Annotated in this window: 15 protein-coding genes; 9 read left to right on the top strand and 6 right to left on the bottom strand. The window is 48.1% G+C overall.

Annotation, left to right across the window (positions count from 1 at the left end):
- Positions 1-107 precede the first annotated feature (107 nt).
- The 5 genes from BM082_RS06385 to ppsA form a co-directional block, all read right to left on the bottom strand.
- A complete protein-coding gene (locus tag BM082_RS06385) occupies positions 108-890 on the bottom strand; it encodes a CmcJ/NvfI family oxidoreductase (RefSeq protein ID WP_017015971.1) in 783 nt (260 codons plus the stop codon).
- 364 nt (positions 891-1,254) lie between these two features.
- Positions 1,255-2,595, bottom strand: a complete 1,341-nt coding sequence (locus tag BM082_RS06380; RefSeq protein WP_017015972.1) for a hypothetical protein — start codon at positions 2,593-2,595, stop codon at positions 1,255-1,257.
- A 78-nt stretch (positions 2,596-2,673) separates the two neighbouring features.
- Positions 2,674-4,158, bottom strand: a complete 1,485-nt coding sequence (locus BM082_RS06375; RefSeq protein WP_244275952.1) for a GGDEF domain-containing protein — start codon at positions 4,156-4,158, stop codon at positions 2,674-2,676.
- A gap of 14 nt (positions 4,159-4,172) precedes the next feature.
- Positions 4,173-4,697 (bottom strand): hypothetical protein, encoded by a 525-nt coding sequence (locus BM082_RS06370; RefSeq protein ID WP_017010093.1) that lies wholly within the window; start codon positions 4,695-4,697, stop codon positions 4,173-4,175.
- Between the two features lie 393 nt (positions 4,698-5,090).
- On the bottom strand, positions 5,091-7,460 hold the full coding sequence (gene ppsA, locus BM082_RS06365; RefSeq protein WP_017012897.1) for a phosphoenolpyruvate synthase: 2,370 nt from the start codon (positions 7,458-7,460) through the stop codon (positions 5,091-5,093).
- Positions 7,461-7,628: 168 nt separating this feature from the next.
- Between ppsA and ppsR the strand changes: the two genes are divergently transcribed.
- Positions 7,629-8,462, top strand: coding sequence for a posphoenolpyruvate synthetase regulatory kinase/phosphorylase PpsR (gene ppsR / locus BM082_RS06360; RefSeq protein ID WP_017010095.1), 834 nt, complete (start codon positions 7,629-7,631; stop codon positions 8,460-8,462).
- 416 nt (positions 8,463-8,878) lie between these two features.
- On the top strand, positions 8,879-10,069 hold the full coding sequence (locus BM082_RS06355) for a diaminopropionate ammonia-lyase (RefSeq protein WP_017010096.1): 1,191 nt from the start codon (positions 8,879-8,881) through the stop codon (positions 10,067-10,069).
- A gap of 83 nt (positions 10,070-10,152) precedes the next feature.
- Here BM082_RS06355 and BM082_RS06350 read toward each other — a convergent pair whose 3' ends face one another.
- On the bottom strand, positions 10,153-10,644 hold the full coding sequence (locus BM082_RS06350) for an Lrp/AsnC family transcriptional regulator (RefSeq protein WP_017010097.1): 492 nt from the start codon (positions 10,642-10,644) through the stop codon (positions 10,153-10,155).
- A 262-nt stretch (positions 10,645-10,906) separates the two neighbouring features.
- On the opposite strand from BM082_RS06350, the gene BM082_RS06345 reads away from it, so the two are divergent.
- The 7 genes from BM082_RS06345 (at position 10,907) to kch (ending at position 18,755) form a co-directional block, all read left to right on the top strand.
- Positions 10,907-11,668, top strand: a complete 762-nt coding sequence (locus BM082_RS06345) for a maleate cis-trans isomerase family protein (protein WP_074925966.1) — start codon at positions 10,907-10,909, stop codon at positions 11,666-11,668.
- 64 nt (positions 11,669-11,732) lie between these two features.
- On the top strand, positions 11,733-12,950 hold the full coding sequence (locus tag BM082_RS06340) for a M20 aminoacylase family protein (RefSeq protein WP_208862518.1): 1,218 nt from the start codon (positions 11,733-11,735) through the stop codon (positions 12,948-12,950).
- A 161-nt stretch (positions 12,951-13,111) separates the two neighbouring features.
- A complete protein-coding gene (locus BM082_RS06335) occupies positions 13,112-14,155 on the top strand; it encodes a TRAP transporter substrate-binding protein (RefSeq protein ID WP_074925957.1) in 1,044 nt (347 codons plus the stop codon).
- A 159-nt stretch (positions 14,156-14,314) separates the two neighbouring features.
- Positions 14,315-14,854, top strand: coding sequence for a TRAP transporter small permease (locus BM082_RS06330; RefSeq protein WP_074925952.1), 540 nt, complete (start codon positions 14,315-14,317; stop codon positions 14,852-14,854).
- Positions 14,854-16,197, top strand: coding sequence for a TRAP transporter large permease (locus BM082_RS06325; protein ID WP_017010102.1), 1,344 nt, complete (start codon positions 14,854-14,856; stop codon positions 16,195-16,197). The genes BM082_RS06330 and BM082_RS06325 overlap by 1 nt, the downstream gene beginning before the upstream one ends.
- A gap of 37 nt (positions 16,198-16,234) precedes the next feature.
- Positions 16,235-17,419: a M24 family metallopeptidase gene (locus tag BM082_RS06320; RefSeq protein WP_074925947.1), complete on the top strand. Its 1,185-nt coding sequence runs from the start codon at positions 16,235-16,237 to the stop codon at positions 17,417-17,419.
- A 139-nt stretch (positions 17,420-17,558) separates the two neighbouring features.
- Positions 17,559-18,755: a voltage-gated potassium channel protein gene (gene kch / locus BM082_RS06315; RefSeq protein WP_074925941.1), complete on the top strand. Its 1,197-nt coding sequence runs from the start codon at positions 17,559-17,561 to the stop codon at positions 18,753-18,755.
- The last annotated feature ends 4 nt before the right edge of the window (positions 18,756-18,759 follow it).

Genomic DNA, 18,759 nt, shown 5'->3' with positions numbered 1-18,759 from the left:
ATCTCATCCTTTTTTATTCGCGTTATGTTTTTGTTTTATCTTCTTTTCTTTTCTTTTCTCATGTCTCAGAGGTGTTGAGCCCTCTGGGGTTTTCTCTTTCGCGACGCTTATGCGTATCTCACCAAGGTGCGTGTTTCTATGCTTATTCGCGGTGCGCTTACAGCGGATTGGCCCACAATATCCAGTGCGCTGTGCGCCAAATAAGGGCGGCCTTGATTGTCGTAAACGTTGAAGATCACCACGTCATCCGAACGCATGTTGGATTGATAGAACCACTCATGCTTGGGGTTTGCAGCAACACCAAGAATTTCGCCCTTACGGTCGGGATAGACCATATCGATCGTCATCCAATCCTCGTTATCCATCGATGTCGGATGAATAAAGCCGAGCGGCGAGGTCGTGATGACCGGACTGATCGGACGCCATACATTGACGAGCGCAAACGCGCCTTCTTGGAAGGTTTTCGCACGCACTTCGCCCACTAAGTTGACCAAGCGTTGGTTTGCGCCGTCTGGGCTGTAATCGTTGTGAACGTTTCTGGCGGGTTGACGCGCTGAACCTTGGTCATCAATTCTGATGGTGTGGTCAAACACGATCACCTCGAGCGCATTAATCTCTCGCGCAAGCAGGGCTTGGATTTCTTGGTCGTAAGCGGGTTGCCATGCACGGTCTTCATCAAATTCCGTCACAACAGAAGGTTGGGTAACAAAGGTAATACCGTCGTTGGCAAAATTGATGTCACTGCCATGGTCTCTGTTGTCTTTGACATTGACTTGTGTGGGGACTAATTCAGGTGCAACTAAATTGCCTGAGATGCCATCAACATCAAACTGGAAGGCTTGTGCTTCATGGCTTTGTACGTGGTAATTCACTGAGGCTTTAAGTGTCATGATTGAAGACTCCATTCCCTGTTTTGCGGCTACACACAGGCACCGCTCGTCTTGGAGAAAAGCTTAATCATTAAGGCGTGGCGAATAAATGAGCGGGGGGAAGAATCAGAATTCGGGTTTTGAATATAATCGCGATTGATTGCGGTATTAGAAAGATGCAATGGTTCGTTTTTTTAAGGACTTTCTCTGCTAAGCAGTTCAAAGGATAAGCAGTTCAAAGGATAAGCAGCTCAGAGGATAAGCAGCTCAAAGGATAGGCAGATAAAGGCCCAGAAACTCAGAAGATTAGCAGCAAGAAGTCGCCAAATCAGATGAGGTTGCGGGCCATTATCTTTCTCAGTTACGCGGTGTTTTCCTGTTCCCCTTACAGTTCGTCGGCATAGGTTTCGGCAAAATTGCGCACCTTTCTATGCGCGGCATTTTGAGCCAAGTATTCAAGCTGAGGTTTGTACTTTGTGTCACCCGACGTGCCTAAAATTCGGCATATCCAAGCGTGAAAATCATTCCGGAGTTCTGCGTTATAGCCACGGATTAACGCTTGGTCTAACTGGTCGCTCAGCACGTCTAAAAGCACTTTGTCTTTCGGGTAGTCTCGGTAGATTTTCTTCGCAGCTAACCGTTGCAGATCTTTCTCTTCTGATGTCGCCATGTTGTATAGCTGGTGTTTTTTCCAACTCAGGTTCATGTCTTCTGGTAGTGGTTGATGGATCACATCGGAGGTTAGGGCTTGTGAGTTTAGAACTTTTAGCTGTTTAGATGTAAAGTTCTGAAGCTCAGTAGATGTCGCCGTTTCGGTGATTTTGACTAATGTGGGCTTGTATTCTTTCAGCCCTGCATTGGCGATCGTTTCTATTTGTTCTTCAAGTTCATCGAGTTGCTGTTTGGTGAGGTCGTCGTTGTACGAAGAAAGAATGAGATCGTTTAACGTGTCGAACAAGGCTTGTTGGTTCAACCATTGATCTTGTATTTCAGAATACGCATTCATTCGTGTGCGTCGTTGTTCGCTTGATATCATTGCTAGATATTTTTGCGTCAGGGTGTCGGGAATATATGTTTTATCTGAAGGTGTTGATGCTTTTTGGGAGAACTGATTGAGCATCAATTTTATATCGTTTGCCGCGCTGGTATAAGCCTCGGGGTCTTCACTGTAGCCCTCATGCTCTGGTGTAAGTGAAATTAATTTTTTTGCGATGCTGTTGGCGGAAATGAGCGAATACATGACATCCTCTTTGATGTTTTTATTGATACCTAAATAAAACAGACTTCGAGCAGAGGTCGTCATTTCTTGAGACTGAAAAATAGTTTTCTTCTCGCCTTTTTCATCAATCACTTCGATGGAATAGTAGAGTTTAGGTGGAGAGACCATTTCTGTTCTAAAAGGAGTGGCTTGCCCAACATAATTACGGAAGTAATCGATGTTGACGACAAGTGAAAGGGCATCTGTATTTTCTTCAGTGGCAAGTAATCCTTCTTTTTCTAGCTTGGCACTAAATGACCGCAACATGAGTGCTTCTGTTTCTTTTTCATTTAGCATCCCCGCGACACTGTAAAGCTGAGATAAGTCGAAGTTGAAAGCGTCAATTTTATAGGTTGTTCCTATGGGGATCTGATATTGATGAACGGATTTACTTGGGGATGAACACCCCGTCAATGACATAATCGAAATTAATAGTAAACAGGTAAAAAAGCGAACCAAATGCATCATAGCGAACAACCCTCTAGTGTACTGACGAAATGAAACCCTTCCCCTAAATTTTCTTATTCGTTGGGATAAGGTAATGATTTAAGTTGTCTCAGAAGACCTATTTTCTTCCTTTGTTGTTGAACATGGCTTGTGAGGCGTTAGTGTGCCGATGGCGATGCGGTTTCTTCCTTTGTCTTTTGCTTTGTAAAGAAGCGCATCTGCTTCATCGAACGCGTTAGAGTAAGTCCATTTTTTTGCTGATGGTGTCACGAGCAGTGCGCCTACAGAGAGTGTGACGATGCCGTTCTCTGTGATATGAGGAATAGAGAGCTTTTCTACGCTGCTGCGGATTCGTTCAGCAATGATATTGAGAAACTTGGCGTCACTTAATGGCAGGAGTGCAACGAATTCTTCTCCGCCGATACGGAAACACAAATCATCACTTCTCATTGCATCATGCATGGCATCTGCGATCGATTTAATGACGTCGTCACCACGTCCATGGCCGAACGTATCGTTATAGAGTTTGAAATTATCGATGTCGCAAACAATGATGCCAAGCAATTGGTTTTCAGCCCGCGTCTGATTAAAAAAGCGTTCGGCTTGCTGCGCGTAACTGTTTCTTCCGGGCAGTCCGGTTAATGCATCTGTGGCTGACTCATGGCGGAGGAGTTTCATTTGAGACTGTGTTTGAAGGGTAAGCGTATTGATGCCTCGTGCTAATACGCCAATCTCATCGTTACGTTTTAGTTCTTTTAATTGACTCATATCTATTGCTTCTACGTCTTTACCCATTTGTCTGGCGAGATGACGAAGAGGCTCGACGAGTGTGTGCGAGACCCAATAAACCAGAATGAGCGAGATGATTAAAGAAACAAATGCTTCAGCGATAAGCGCATCATAAATTTGCTTTTTCAGTGAGAAGAGATGGGAAGCATCAAAGATGGCGAGAACATGTCCCCCATTTCTGTTCAGAAGAGGCAACTTGAAGTAAAAAACGTGTTCTGAGTATGACAAAACATAATCTTTACCTGGCGGGATGGTGGGAAACTGCCACGGAATGAAAGCGCTCTCTTCTAAGTGAACACTGTCTTGAAGGATATTGATGTCTCTCGTTGATTTGTTGATGAGAAACTCAAGTTTTTGCATTCTGGTTTTTTGTTGATTACTCGGGTGGTTTTTCGCATGCACTAACTCTTGTGTCTTGGCTTTAGCTGCATCGATTTCCTGTTGGGTAACGTTAGATCGCCACACTTTATTGAGCGACCGATGATACCGTAAACCGTAGTCTTTATTGGAATAGTCGGATGTGCCTTGAATGTCTAAGTAAAGGAGCTTCTCGATATTGTGAAATTGCGCTTTCTTCTGCGGCATCAGGAGTTTGGAATAACTGCGACCTGCGACGGCAAGGGAAATATCATGGAGCATAGGAACCAAAGCGCCTTCAGCGGTTCCTGCGGCAAAGTTCACTCTCGTCGTCCACTCGGTTTGGTATCGAGAGTAACTCATACCCAGTATAAGGATGAGCACTAACAGTAAGTGAGAGAGGAATAGGGTTTGCTTTATCGAGAGTCTTTGTAACATCGTCTTCACTAATCTTAGTTGCTACTGTCGGACTGATAGATAGAGAGAACAGGCTCTGCGCAGGTGCCGTTAATGCAGACATCCTTGTAGGTGTCATGGCAGCGTTGGCAAAACTCTGCTTCAAGAGTGGGGTGCATGCCGCTGATATCTTGCCCTTCTCGGTTATAGCTTCCGTAAATCGGTAAGCCGCCAAAATGTTCTGTCACCCATATGATCCCTTGTACTTCAGACACACCGACGGCAGTAGGGCCATCCGTATATGGGCCGTGGGTTTTGTACTGTTCGAGTTTATCTGGGTTGACGCGAATGGTAAGTGGAGAGCCTTCGCCATTATTTATCCAAGAGTAGGCATCTACCGTCTCTTGGATAAACAATGTGGTGTCGGAGGGCAGAATGGTATTTGAAGGTAAGCTGACTGTTTCTTTGACGACGGGCCAGTTTTCCCAGCCTTCAGGGTAACTAGCAATGGATTCGGACGCACTTTGCGTACTAACGAAAGTTAGAGATGATATGAGATAAAATGAATAATAACGTTTCATATGGTGGTCCTAATTATTGAAGCGCAGAAATAATAATTAAGCGCTATCTATGTATCATAATTGCTACTTATTTTTTATAAATAATAAACATATCAATAATTGGGATTAAATCTATTTGTTAGATCGATGTTGTTATTTTCAATTATCGGGTTTGAATAATGGATGTTTTGTTCTATGGGTTTTTTATTGGTGGGATTTTTTCAATTAAAACAAAGTGTTTGGCTGGGTGTAATATTTTCATTGTTTGGGTCTTAATATTGATACAGCTCCACGTATCTGTGCTTTAATAATTTATAATATTCTTATAAAACGTGTGGAATAGGTTATTTTAAAACAATAAAAAAGCCTGTTCTACTGAACAGGCCATGACATTTATTTACTTCGCGACCTTGCCTACTTCGCGACTTTGCCGAGCTTAGTCCAGGTATCCACTACGGTATCGGGGTTCAGCGATACAGAACTAATGCCTTGTGCCATCAACCACTCCGCCAAATCATCATGATCTGACGGGCCTTGACCACAAATACCGACGTATTTGCCTGCGCGTGTTGCTGCGTCAATCGCCATTTTCAGCATGGCTTTCACTGCGGGGTTGCGCTCGTCAAACAAGTGCGCCACATCGCCTGAATCGCGATCCAAGCCCAGCGTTAGCTGTGTCATGTCGTTCGAACCAATCGAGAAACCGTCAAAGTACTTTAAGAAATCATCCGCAAGCACGGCGTTTGATGGCAATTCACACATCATGATGACTTTCAGACCTTGTTCGCCACGGCGGAGATCGAACTTCGCCAGCAAGTCATTCACTTCTGCCGCTTCACCTGTGGTGCGAACGAATGGGATCATGATTTCAACGTTCTTGAGCCCCATCTCATTGCGCACGCGCTTAATGGCTTGTGTTTCCAATTCGAAGCAATCTTCAAATACCGGAGAGATGTAACGCGATGCGCCGCGGAAGCCCAACATTGGGTTTTCTTCATGCGGTTCGAATTCGCTACCACCAATCAGGTTACTGTATTCGTTCGATTTGAAATCCGACATACGCACGATAACGCGCTTCGGCCAGAACGCGGCTGCGATGGTGGCAATCCCTTCTGTCAGTTTGCTCACGTAGAAATCGACAGGGTCTTTATAGCCACGAATACGCGTGTTGATTTGTGCTTTCAGCTCGTCGCTCTGCGCGTCAAAGTTCAAGAGGGCTTTCGGGTGAATGCCGATCATCTTATTGATGATGAACTCTAAGCGTGCAAGGCCAACGCCTTCGTTTGGAATTTGTGCGAAATCGAACGCGCGGTCAGGGTTGCCGACATTCATCATTACTTTGGTGGGCAGCAAGGGCAGTTCATCAACCGCAGACTGGCGCACCACGAAATCGAGTTTGCCGTCATAGACATAGCCGGTTTCGCCTTCTGCACACGAAATGGTGACGTCTGCGCCGTCGCTCAGTTTGCTGGTGGCATCACCACAACCCACGATGGCGGGAATGCCCAGTTCGCGGGCAATGATGGCGGCGTGGCACGTTCGGCCGCCGCGATTGGTGACAATCGCTGCCGCTTTCTTCATCACAGGTTCCCAATCAGGGTCTGTCATGTCGGTGACAAGTACGTCGCCTTCTTGCACTAACGACATTTCATCCAGCGAAGCGACAACGCGCACGCTGCCACTGCCGATGCGTTGGCCAATGGCGCGGCCTTCAACCAGCACACCGGCTTTGTCGTTCAATTCATAGCGTTCGATGATGTTGCCGTTCTTCTGCGAACACACGGTTTCTGGGCGCGCTTGCACAATGTAAAGCTTGCCGTCGATCCCGTCTTTCGCCCACTCAATGTCCATCGCACGTTGGTAGTGCTTTTCGATGATCATGGCTTGTTTTGCCAATTCTGCGATTTCATCGTCAGTGAGTGAGAATTGGTTTTGTTCTTCTGGAGAGGTATCAACGATCTCGACCTGTTTGCCAATCACTTGGCTGTCGGCATAGATCATCTTGATAAGTTTTGAGCCAAAGGTGCGCTTAACCACGGCGGGCGTGCCTGCTTCAAGCAGCGGCTTGTGCACATAGAACTCATCAGGGTTAACCGCCCCTTGCACAACCATTTCACCCAGACCCCAAGAAGAGGTAATGAACACCACTTGGTCGAAGCCAGATTCGGTATCCAGTGTGAACATCACACCAGAAGACGCTTTGTCTGAACGCACCATGCGCTGAATACCCGCTGAAAGCGAGATACCACGGTGATCAAACCCTTGGTGAACGCGGTAAGAAATGGCGCGGTCGTTAAAGAGTGACGCGAAAACATGTTTGGTGGCTTCAATGACCGCATCAATGCCTTTCACATTGAGGAAGGTTTCTTGTTGGCCTGCAAACGACGCATCGGGTAAATCTTCCGCGGTCGCAGAGGAACGCACAGCGACGGAAAGCTCAGAATTGCCGTCAACTAACGTTTCATAGTTATCTCGAATGTCTTGTTCAAGATCAGCAGGGAAGGGGGCATCTAAAACCCATTGGCGGATCGTAGAGCCAGCTTGGCGAAGGGCGTCTACGTCTTCAACATCAAGTTCATCAAGTATCTGATGAATGCGCTCGTCCAGCCCTTCAAAATCAAGGAATTGGTTAAACGCATACGAGGTGGTTGCATACCCATTTGGCACGGATACGCCCGCATTGGCGAGGTTTGACACCATCTCGCCGAGGGACGCATTCTTGCCGCCGACTTTGTCGACATCATCCATTGATAGGGAATCGAACCACAGGGTGTTCTTTTGCATTTCTTTCTCCAGAAATAGTGCAGCAATTGGGATTTTGTTGGCAACCTTGGTCTTGGGCGAATAAAACTACAATGAGTTTCAAAAGCTGTAGAAAGACACATGGCTTACCGGGCGTTGTTATTGTTATGTTTATATCCTATGAAAATTTTGCGAGAAGATTAACCATCTATGCATAAAGATATTCAAAGACGAGACGTCTTCTATGTTTCGGATGGGACAGCCATCACATGTGAGACGTTAGGACATGTCGTACTGGGACAATTTGCGTTCGACGTGAATGAGAAAACCTTTCCGTTCGTCGAGACGGAAGACAAAGTCTGCGAGCTGATAAAACACATTCAGCATGCGTATGAACGTGATGGCGTGAAGCCCTTGGTTTTCTTTTCGATGGTGGTGCCAGGCATTCGCGAACGCTTGTTGGAAGCGCCTGCGTTTTTCTACGATGTGTTGGAAAGTGTGGTGCAACGGGTCGCGGAAGATACGTTGATGAAACCCAAACCAAAACTGCAGCGCTCACGCAGTGTCGGTAAAGATTCAGATACCTATTTTGACCGCATTTCGGCCATCGAATACACGCTGGCGCATGATGACGGCGTCTCGCTAAAAGGCTTAGAGCACGCGGACATCATTTTGTTGGGCGTATCACGCAGCGGCAAAACCCCCACCAGTTTGTACATGGCGATGCAGTTTGGCTTACGTGTGGTGAACTATCCATTTATTGCCGAAGACATGAAGATGCTTCGCTTGTTGCCGGAGTTTGAGTTTCATCGTCATAAGCTGTTTGGCCTGACGATTGATCCTGAACGCCTCACGCAAATCCGTGAAAATCGTCTGTCAGGCAGTGAATACGCCAGCACAGAACAGTGCGAACAGGAAGTGAACACGATTGAATCGCTGTTCCGCAGAGAAGCCATCTCCTACATCAACACCACCGCGCTGTCTGTGGAAGAAATCACGACGCGTGTACTGGAAAAAACAGGGCTGAAACGCCGTTTGTTCTAACAGTCTTACTGTCTGAAAAGCGCCGTGGTCTGAACGGGCTCTTATTCAGCGCAGAAACCGATTCAGCGCAAGGCGCGAGAAATCTCAAGGCCCATTTGTGTTTTTGACGCGCAGGTGGGCGTTTTGTTTTTAGGGCGCAAAGGGTTTGTGTTTGCCGTTCACGTCTGCGGAAATCAGTCATGTCGGCGAATGCCTGCCCTACCCGCGAACTTGCTTTACTAGCGAAACCCAGCGATGGGTGCATAAATTCCGCGTGCGTTTAGGGGAAATTGCACATAACCCTCATGACATTGCGCAAGAATAGAGAAATGACGCACGATCTCTCAGTACACTTTCTAGTATCAAGCGCGACCTGATTTCGCCTTATACGGTAAACAGGTCTGCGTATTACAGATAGGAAAAGGATTTTAATTAACATGCTGAAACTATCAGGGTCTCTTACCCATTTCTCAAATCCTCTTGCGTCTGCCGAGCACGTTTACAGTGCAGAGCAACGCTCGGTGTTAAATGTTGAACATGCGCAAACCGCGATTCGAGACATTACTCGTTGGCCGGGATATGCGCCCACACCGCTGCATGATTTGAGTACTACGGCCAAAACGGCGAAGTTGGGTAAACTCTGGTACAAAGACGAATCTCTGCGTTTCGGTTTGAAAAGCTTCAAGGCGTTAGGCGGCGCGTATGCGGTAGCCAAACAGCTTCAGCTTGTGCTGCAAGCGCGTCATGGCGAAATGCCCACCATGGACGATTTACTGGCGGGGAAGTGGCAGAAAGAAGCCGCAGATGTCGTCGTGAGTTGTGCGACGGATGGCAATCATGGGCGCTCAGTGTCTTGGGGCGCACAAATGTTCGGCTGTCAGTGCATTATTTATGTTCATCGTGATGTGTCAGAAGGCCGCAAACAAGCGATGGAGTCGTTTGGTGCGCAGGTAATTCGCATCACGGGTAACTATGATGAGTCGGTGCGAACCGCTGATACTGAAGCAAAAAAGCACGGCCGCGTTATCGTGTCGGACACGTCCTACGAAGGGTACATGGAGATCCCGAAAGACGTGGCATTAGGTTACACCGTCATGTTGTCTGAAATCGTCGAACAACTGGATGGTGAGATCCCAACGCATGTGTTTGTGCAAGGTGGCGTAGGGGGCTTGGCCTCTGCGGTGTGTGGCTATTTCTGGGATATCTGGGGAGAAGCACGTCCTCGATTCGTTGTTGTTGAACCAGAAGAAGCGAATTGCCTTCAACAAAGTGCCCAAGCAGGGAAACCCGTGGCTGTATTGGGTGACTTAGAGACCTTAATGGCAGGGCTCGCCTGTGGTGAAGTCTCTAGCTTAGCGTGGACGATCCTCTCTAATGGCGCTGATGATTTTATGACCATCAGCGAAGAAGCCATTCCTCAAGCGATGAGAATATTGGCAAAGGGCCGAGAAGCCGAACCTGCGATCGAAGCGGGCGAATCGGCGGTGCCTGGGTATGCCGCGGCAATCATCGCAAACCATTCACCTGAGTATGCAAACAAACTGGGTTTAGACAGCACCAGCCGTGTGCTGGTGTTAGGCACTGAAGGTGCAACAGATCCTGAGCTTTACCGAGAACTTGTTGGCTAAGGGTTAGCCAAATAATGACGAGACATTCACGTCAAAAAGCGGCGCGTTTTCGCGCCGCTTTCTTTTAAAAAACAGGAAAATGCTTACTCTGCGTGCTCATCAATCGGCACGGATAGACCCACTTTGACAGGGTCCATCACCACATTGGTTTGAAAGCTTTTGATGTTCGCGTTATCAAAGAAGGCTTCTCGGGTGAAAGTGTCGTATCCTGCCATATCTGCCGCGGTCACAATCAGAATAAAATCCGAACTTCCCGTCACGTAATAGCATTGCTGCACCGAGCGATTGGCTTTCATTTCCTTTTTAAAATTGTGCATCAAATCTACACGCTCTCTTTCGAGCGTGACTTGCACAACAAAGGTCATGGCATAACCCAAGGCTCTAGGGTCAACCACTGACACATCCGCTTGAATGATCTTCTGCTCTCTTAGCCGCTTTAAGCGGCGTTGTACTGCGGCGGGTGAAAGCCCCACTTGGTCGGCTATGTAGTCAGATGTTGCACGATTCGACACTTGAACAATGTTCAGTATTTTTCGATCAAAGCTATCTATCGCTGTGGTGGAAGAGTGCGCCATACCCGTTCGTCCTTTGAAAATAGGTGTTAATCATGGAAGCGTTTTATGCCCGTTTTTGAGACGAAAAGTGGTTGCTAACCCCTTGTTAACGCCTTTATTTCTTATTGGTACTAAAAAACCACTATAGCGCATAAAAAATGCGGATTTTCTTCATTCAATGACATCTTTATTAGGAAATTCTTCAAACTCTTCGGGAGATTATTGCACTTGTGAAAAAAATGTAACGAACAAACCGGCGTGCAGATTGAAAGAAGTGGATGAGATGAAGGTTGAAACCTTAGTACCTGCGTATGCATTGGAGCACCTTGCACCATTAGGGCGGATCGGCGTGATTGCGCTCGCGACAGATTTCAATATCGAGCAAGACCTTAATCGCTTGTACCCGAACGATGTTCGCGCCTTCACCAGCCGAGTGAGAAACGTCAACCCGCTCACGGTTGAAAACCTCCGCACCATGGCGCCAGGCATCAGTGCGGCGGCAGACGCGATTCTTCCTAATACTGATTTGGACGTGATCATCTATGCCTGCACGTCAGGCACGGTGGCGATTGGCAATGAACGTGTCACGGCGCTTGTGCATCAGACGCGCCCAGACGTTGCGGTTACTAACCCTGTGACTGCCGCATTGAATGCATTTGATGTCTTGGGGGCGAAAAAGTTATCCATATTGACGCCCTACACTGACGCCGTTAACCGCGAGATGGCCGCTCTATTTTCAGCGCAGGGGTATGAGGTGCTCAACATTGCGGGGTTTGGCTTTGAAGATGACACCGCCATGACCTACATCTCGCCGGAAGACATTGCGCAGGCGGCCATTTCACGCTGCGACCCCGAGGCGGATTTACTCTTTATCTCATGCACCGCTTTACGTGCTACTTCAGTGTTAGCGCGTGTTGAAGTGGCACTTGATAAGCCCGTGGTGACCAGTAATCAAGCGTTGGTCTGGGATTCATTGCGTTTACTGAAATACCCAAAGCCGATTGAAGGCTTTGGCGTGTTGCTTGAACAGCATCTCGCGCAATAGCGCATCTGTTTCTATTGTCTGAAATAAGGATGTTTTTTTAATGACGGAATACGGAGCGCACACCATGTCATCGTCTTCTTCTGAATCACCTTCTTTGAGTTCAGCGTCGTCTTTGTCGCCGCAGTTGATTGCGGACATGACGACATGGCGTCAGCACCTGCACCAATTTCCAGAATGTGGGTTTGATGTGAACCTTACGGCGGATTTCATTGCTGAAAAACTCGAAAGCTTTGGCATTCAGGTCGAGCGAAATATCGGGAAAACGGGGCTGGTGGGCATACTTAAATGTGGTAACAGTAACGCCAGTATTGGTCTTCGTGCTGACATGGATGCGCTGCACATTCACGAACAAAACACCTTTTCACACTGCTCTAAACACGATGGAAAAATGCATGCGTGTGGTCATGATGGGCATTCAGCCATGTTACTTGGTGCGGCGAGTTATCTCGCGCAAAACCCGCAGTTCAACGGCACAGTGTATTTCATTTTTCAACCTGACGAAGAGCATGGCTGTGGGGCGCAAGCCATGATTGATGATGGCCTGTTTACGCGCTTTTCGATTGATGAAGTGTACGGCATTCATAATTTCCCCGGTCTTGCGGAAGGCGAACTCATGGTGCGCCCAGGGTCACTCATGGCAAGTGAAAGCAGTTTTGAAATCACCATTAAAGGTATTGGCGGCCACGCTGCATTGCCGCATCAAGGCATCGACCCAATGGTTGTCGGTGCGCAAGTTATCCTCGGGCTGCAAACCATTGTGTCCCGAAATCTCAGTGCAATCAGCGACACTGCTGTGGTGTCTGCGACCGAATTTATTACAGATGGCACCGTCAATGTCATTCCCACCCAAGTGACCATCAAAGGGGATTGTCGATGCTTCACAGAAGCGACGTTAGCCCGTATTGAAGAAAGCATGGCGCGGATAGTGGCAGGGATATGTCAGGCGGCGGGGGCAAGCCAAGCATTTACGTTCACCAACACGTTTTACCCCACCGTGAATGCGAAAGCGCAAACCGTTTATGCCATAGAAGCTGCGCAGAAAGTGCTGGGGGCTGACAAGGTGAATGCCGAGTGTGAGCCGCTGACCATCTCAGAAGATTTTTCTAGCATGCTGCGTGTTAAGCCTGGCTGCTATGTGTTGTTGGGCAATGGCGTGAACTCTGTTGGCGGCTGTGCGCTTCATAACCCTAAGTATGATTTCAACGACCGTATCCTTCCCCTAGGTGCGCGTTATTGGATCCAACTGGTCAACGATCGTTTGAGTACTGCCATGGTCGATTGAATCAGTCCCATGCTGCGATAAAACGCAGCCATTAGCTAACCACCTACATCACGATGTCTTCAAGTGACATGTCTCCAAGTGGCCTCTTCCACTTGGGTGCATCAGTGCGGCGAAAATTCGGTGAAGGTGATTTTTGGATAGCGAAAAAGAAGGAAGAAAGGATGAAGCGATTTGGCGTAGCTCTACTGAGTTTAGGCATGATGTTCAGCGCACAAGCTGAAACATGGAAGTTTGCCTCAGAAGAAGACAAAACCGATGTGCAGGACATTTACGCGCAGAAATTTGCCGAGGTAATGAAGAAAGAATCGGACGGTGATATTCGTGTTCGTATTTATTACTACGGCCAGCTGGGCACTGAAAATGACATCGTTGAGCTTGCAGCAAAAGGCACCATTCAGTTTGTGTCTGTTGGCTCGGGGCATTTGGGCTCGTACGTGCCAGAAGTGCAAGCGGTGAGCCTGCCGTATGTGCTGGGTACGGACGAAGAAGTGACGCACAAGGTGCTGACGACCAGCCCAACCATTTACAACGAACTCGCGCCGAAATTTGAGAGCGTGAATTTGAAACTACTTTCCATGATGTCTGAAGGCGAAATGGTCTGGGGTGCAAACAAAGCCGTGCGTTCACCAGAAGATTTTGCCGATCAGAAAATCCGCACCTTTACCTCAACCATTCCCGTTGAAACGTACAAAACGTTTGGCGCGACACCAACCCCTTTGTCTTGGGGTGAAGTGTACGGTTCGCTTCAGCTCAAAACCATTGATGGCATGGTGAACCCGATTTACTTCATCTACAACGCCAAATGGCATGAGGTGCAGGACTTCCTGATGTTCCCTGGTCAGCAACCTTATGTGAGCACAGTGTCGACCAACAGCAAGTGGTTCAGCGGTTTGTCTGAAGAGAAACAAGCCATGATCCGAAAAGCGATTAAGGCGGCAGACAAAGCGGCGTATGACTACCAAATCCGCATTAACAGCGAAAACATGGAGAAAATCCTGAAAGAGCGCCCTGACATGCAAGTGGTGGTGTTAACGGAAGAAGAGCGCAATCGCTTCAAAGCGTTGAGCGAAAACCTCCACGGCACATACTACGATGTGGTCGCGAACGCGTATCCGGATGATCAAAAAGCAGCCGCGCGTGCAGGCGCTCAAAACATCCTTCAACGCTTACTGAGTGAAGTCGACGCGGCGTCAGGCGGGAAATAACCGCCAGCCTTTGTCTTCGGTGATGCGTCGGACATTCCTGTATGGAAGGTGGCGCATTTACCTGTTGAGTCAATAACATCAAACGTGGTCGGCAATCGGCCAAGCACAGCTTTTTGTGAATGGCTGGAATGTATTGCCGATACGCGTGTAGGACGTGTTATGAAAAACTTGTTGAAGAAGATAAGCATCATGACGGAGAAGCTAGAACGCTTTCTGATCATGGCAGGCATTCTCGTGATGATGGCAAATTCGACGGCGAATGCCATTGGTCGCTACGCGTTTAACAAAAGCATCTTCTTCTCTGAAGAGCTCAATCAGTTCCTCATTGTTGGTGTGACCTTTGTTGGCTTTGCGTATGCGGTGCGAAAAGGGCGGAACATTCGCATGACCGCTGTGTATGACTCGCTCAGCCAGCGCGCCAAAAAAATCCTCACAACAGTGATTGCACTCACTACCTCGTTGCTGTTGTTTTATCTCGCCTATTTGTCGGTGTTTTATGTGTTAGAGCTCAAGAGCATCAACCGTTTAAGTCCTGCGCTGCAAATGCCGGTTTACTACATTTACGCCATTATCCCTGTTGGCTTTGCCATGGCGGGATTGCAGTACGCCATGAGTTTTGTGATGAACCTGCTACACAAGGAAATCTATGTGTCTTTTGATGTCACGGAAGATAAAACCGACAAAGGGAGCGCATTGTAATGAGCGATGTAATGCAGTTTTTTGGCGACATTATCGCCGGTGAACTCGATATCTACGTGATCACATTTACGCTTGTTTCTGTGATGATAGTGCTGCTCTTTTTGAGCTTTCCGATGGTGGTTCCGCTCGCAGTTGGGGCACTGATTGGCTTGATTCATTTCTCGCAAGTTGACCCTGAAGTGTTGATTCAGCAAATGGTCACGGGCATTTCTCCGAATGCGCTGATTGCGGTGCCCATGTTTATTTTGGCCGCAGACATTATGACGCGCGGACACACGGCGCATAACCTACTTGGTTTGATTCAAGCGTTTGTTGGGCACTTGCGCGGCGGCTTACCGATCACGACGTGTATCAGCTGTACCTTATTTGGCTCGGTGTCTGGTTCCACACAAGCGACCGTTGTGTCGGTGGGGCAGATCATGCGCCCTAAGCTGTTACAGGCGGGCTATAAAGACAGCTTTGTGATGGCGTTGATCATCAATGCTAGTGACATCGCTTTTCTTATTCCCCCGAGTATTGGCTTGATTTTGTATGGCACGTTAGCCAATGCCAGTGTGGGTGAGCTGTTCATTGCAGGTATTGGTCCTGGCATCGTGTTAACGGGTTTCTTCGCGATTTATAGCTATCTCTACAGCGCCAAGCATGCGGATTCCATCAGCTTGGTGGAAGAAACCAATACCGCAGAAAAAATCGAAGCCATCAAAAAAGCCATTTTACCTTTGGGTTTTCCTGCGCTCATCATCGGCGGGATTTACTCAGGCGTGGTAACACCGACGGAAGCGGCATCTTTTGCGGTGCTTTATGCCATTATCGTCGAATGTGTTTTCTATCGAACGCTGGGTGTGAAAGACATCTGCGACGCTGCATTGAGCACAGGCTTGATCACGGCGGTCGTGTTTGTATTGGTGGGTGTTGGACAAGCGTTTTCTTGGTACATCTCGTTTGAGCAAATCCCTCAAGAATTACTCGCGCCACTGGATTTAAGCAGTGCATCCCCTGAGTACATTCTATTTGTTATTGCCTTGGCGTTTTTCGTCGGCTGTATGTTTGTCGATTCGCTAGTGGTGCTGTTGATCCTAACGCCTATCTTCATGCCGATCGTCAATGCGGCGGGGCTGGATCCCATCCTTGTAGGGGTGTTGATTACCCTGCAAATGGCGATCGGTTCGGCGACGCCACCCTTTGGTTGTGACATTTTCACGGCAATCGCGATATTTGAGCGTCCATATCTGGAGGTTATTCGCGGGACATTGCCGTTCTTTCTAATTCTTTTACTCATGTCTGCATTGTTGATTTTCTTCCCGAGCATCGCATTACTGCCAAGGGACATATTATTCAGTTAGACCATACTTAATGACGTATCAATAGAAGGATAGGGACATGCCAACATCGCCCTTAGTGGCGCCGCTTCGCGGCTTCGCATTGGTTGAATATGAAAATAGAACATTGCAATTGCAGATGCGCATGTGCGAACAGCAAATCGATGCGGCGTTCTTCACAACGGAAGCTGAGTTTCGATATTTCAGTGGCTTCAAATCCCAGTTTTGGGAGAGCCCTACGCGTCCCTGGTTTCTGGTGGTGCCCGCGGATGGTAAGCCTATTGCGGTGGTGCCAGAAATTGGTGTGTCGGGTTTCGACCAAACATGGATTGATGATGTAAGAAGCTGGCCTTCGCCACAGCCGGAAGATGACGGTGTCTCTTTGTTGGCGACAACCTTGGCTGAGGTCAGCAGTCGCTTTCGTCGCGTGGGCGCCATGTTAGGGCCTGAAACCCATCTCCGTATGCCTGCGCATAACTTTGCTGCATTACAGCAGATTCTGGCACATCACGAACTGGTCGATGTGTCGACCAGTGTTCGAGATATTCGCAGCATCAAATCACTGGCTGAGATTGAAAAAGTCCGCTTTGCCTGCAATGTTGCTGCCGCGGGCTTTGAGTATCTTCGTGGACACCTTTCTACAGGTATGACAGAACGAGAAGCATGCAAAGCCATGCATCTTGAAATGTTGCGTTTAGGGGCTGACAACTGCCCGTATTTGATTTCAGCATCGGGGCTGGGTGGGTATGACAACATCATAATGGGGCCCACCGATCGCGTGCTGAATGACGGCGATGTTTTGATCATCGACACGGGCGCGAATTTTGATGGCTATTTCTGTGATTTTGACAGGAACTTTGGCTTTGGAGAGGTAGAGCCCGATCCCCTCCGTGCGTATGACACCGTCTATGCCGCCACGGAAGCGGGACTGAATATAGCAGCGCCGGGACGTACCACGGGCGATGTGTGGCAAGCCATGTGGGCAGAACTCGAAAGGGGGGGCGCACTGAGCAACAACGTGGGCCGAATGGGGCATGGGCTGGGTATGCAGCTTACCGAGTGGCCTTCGCATGTGCCGAATGGCGACGTGGAATTGAAACCCGGTATGGTGTTGACGCTTGAGCCGGGAATGGCGTTTGCGCCCAACAAGATGATGGTGCATGAAGACAATATTGTGATCACCGAAACGGGCTGCGAATTGCTGCATGAAAGAACGTGGCAAAGCATGCCGATTATTAGACAGTGATTGTGCGGTTGACGCGATTTGATGTCGACATTAAATGCCTCTCTGTCTTGTCATCTGCGCAAACGTCGTGAAATTGGCTTCCTATACTGGCTAGATTGTTTTCTTTCATAACAGCCAACTCTTGAACATACACCTTCAAATGTGGAGCCGCTTGGTATCGAGTTGGCGATACCTTCGCCACTTTCTCGTTGCTGTGGCCGTTTTCTTTAACGGCCTACTTATTCTGCGCTCTGTATGGGGGCAGCCGATTGATCTTATCGAACTGTTCAACATCAAGAGCTTCACCAACATCAATTGGGCGGATGCCGTTAATGGCCCGTGGTTGCTGCTCGGTGTATTCCTCATGTTCAATGCGATCGGTTTGCTTTACCGAGCCCGTATTGCTTGGGCTGTTAGCATTATTTTGCTGGCCATCGTGTTTACCTTTACATGGCATTTTTTTCCGCAATTGACACGGCATTTGTACTGGAGCGGTGGCGCTATTTTACTCTTGATGGTGATGGGGAAAGATTTCAATCACTCCAGTGCTACCGCAGGGGGAATTGCCTCTTTTATCAGTTTTGCTGTGTTGTTGTTTTATGCCACTTATGGGGCGCTGTATTTCGGTGCAGGTTTTCAACCTGTCATCCATGATTTGATGACGGCGTTTTACTTCGCCATGGTCACCATGACCACCGTGGGTTATGGCGACATTATTCCTCACAGTGAGCCTGCTCGTCTGTTTACCATTTCCGTCATCATTGCGGGTATTACCGTGTTTGCCACTTCTGTGACCACGGTGTTTGGGCCTGTGATCCGTGGTGGTTTGAATAAGCTTGTGAAAGGAGTTCAAAAACCCATGAATCGAAAGAACCATTTTATTGTTTGCGGCACATCAGTACTGGCAACCAGTACCATTGCTCAGTTGAAAAAGCGTGGGTTCGATGTGACGGTGCTGACCTCGGAGGATGAAGAGAAATTTCCGGCGATTGAACAGCGCATTGGTAGCAAACTGGATATTCTCTCTGGTGACACAACCGACAATACCTTGCTGAAAGAAGCCGGCGCAGAACAATGCAAAGCCGTGCTCGCGCTAACGACTGATGATGCAACGAATGCGTTTATCGTGCTGTCAGTGAAAGAACTGTCTGCAGACATCAAAACCGTGATTGCGGTAAATGATGCAAAGAACATGAACAAAGTGAAACAAGTAAAAGCAGATGTGTTGCTGTCGCCGCAACTGTTCGGCAGTGTGGTGCTGGCGAGTGTGTTATCAGGTGAGCCGCTCAGCCATGATGATCTACTGAATATGCTGCTCACCTCTGGGGATGGGTTGTTCGATAAATCAGAAGAGTGATCGG

Origin of the sequence: Enterovibrio norvegicus DSM 15893 (genome assembly GCF_900115495.1) — a bacterium.
Taxonomy (GTDB): domain Bacteria; phylum Pseudomonadota; class Gammaproteobacteria; order Enterobacterales; family Vibrionaceae; genus Enterovibrio; species Enterovibrio norvegicus.
Note: the sequence above shows the minus strand (reverse complement) of the source record. Positions and strands in the feature narration are given on the sequence as shown.

Coding starts and splice junctions, on each gene's coding strand:
- BM082_RS06385 (WP_017015971.1), bottom strand. CDS start 890: ATGACACTTAAAGCCTCAGTGAATTACCACGTACAAAGCCATGAAGCA.
- BM082_RS06380 (WP_017015972.1), bottom strand. CDS start 2,595: ATGATGCATTTGGTTCGCTTTTTTACCTGTTTACTATTAATTTCGATT.
- BM082_RS06375 (WP_244275952.1), bottom strand. CDS start 4,158: ATGTTACAAAGACTCTCGATAAAGCAAACCCTATTCCTCTCTCACTTA.
- BM082_RS06370 (WP_017010093.1), bottom strand. CDS start 4,697: ATGAAACGTTATTATTCATTTTATCTCATATCATCTCTAACTTTCGTT.
- ppsA (WP_017012897.1), bottom strand. CDS start 7,460: ATGCAAAAGAACACCCTGTGGTTCGATTCCCTATCAATGGATGATGTC.
- ppsR (WP_017010095.1), top strand. CDS start 7,629: ATGCATAAAGATATTCAAAGACGAGACGTCTTCTATGTTTCGGATGGG.
- BM082_RS06355 (WP_017010096.1), top strand. CDS start 8,879: ATGCTGAAACTATCAGGGTCTCTTACCCATTTCTCAAATCCTCTTGCG.
- BM082_RS06350 (WP_017010097.1), bottom strand. CDS start 10,644: ATGGCGCACTCTTCCACCACAGCGATAGATAGCTTTGATCGAAAAATA.
- BM082_RS06345 (WP_074925966.1), top strand. CDS start 10,907: ATGAAGGTTGAAACCTTAGTACCTGCGTATGCATTGGAGCACCTTGCA.
- BM082_RS06340 (WP_208862518.1), top strand. CDS start 11,733: ATGTCATCGTCTTCTTCTGAATCACCTTCTTTGAGTTCAGCGTCGTCT.
- BM082_RS06335 (WP_074925957.1), top strand. CDS start 13,112: ATGAAGCGATTTGGCGTAGCTCTACTGAGTTTAGGCATGATGTTCAGC.
- BM082_RS06330 (WP_074925952.1), top strand. CDS start 14,315: ATGAAAAACTTGTTGAAGAAGATAAGCATCATGACGGAGAAGCTAGAA.
- BM082_RS06325 (WP_017010102.1), top strand. CDS start 14,854: ATGAGCGATGTAATGCAGTTTTTTGGCGACATTATCGCCGGTGAACTC.
- BM082_RS06320 (WP_074925947.1), top strand. CDS start 16,235: ATGCCAACATCGCCCTTAGTGGCGCCGCTTCGCGGCTTCGCATTGGTT.
- kch (WP_074925941.1), top strand. CDS start 17,559: ATGTGGAGCCGCTTGGTATCGAGTTGGCGATACCTTCGCCACTTTCTC.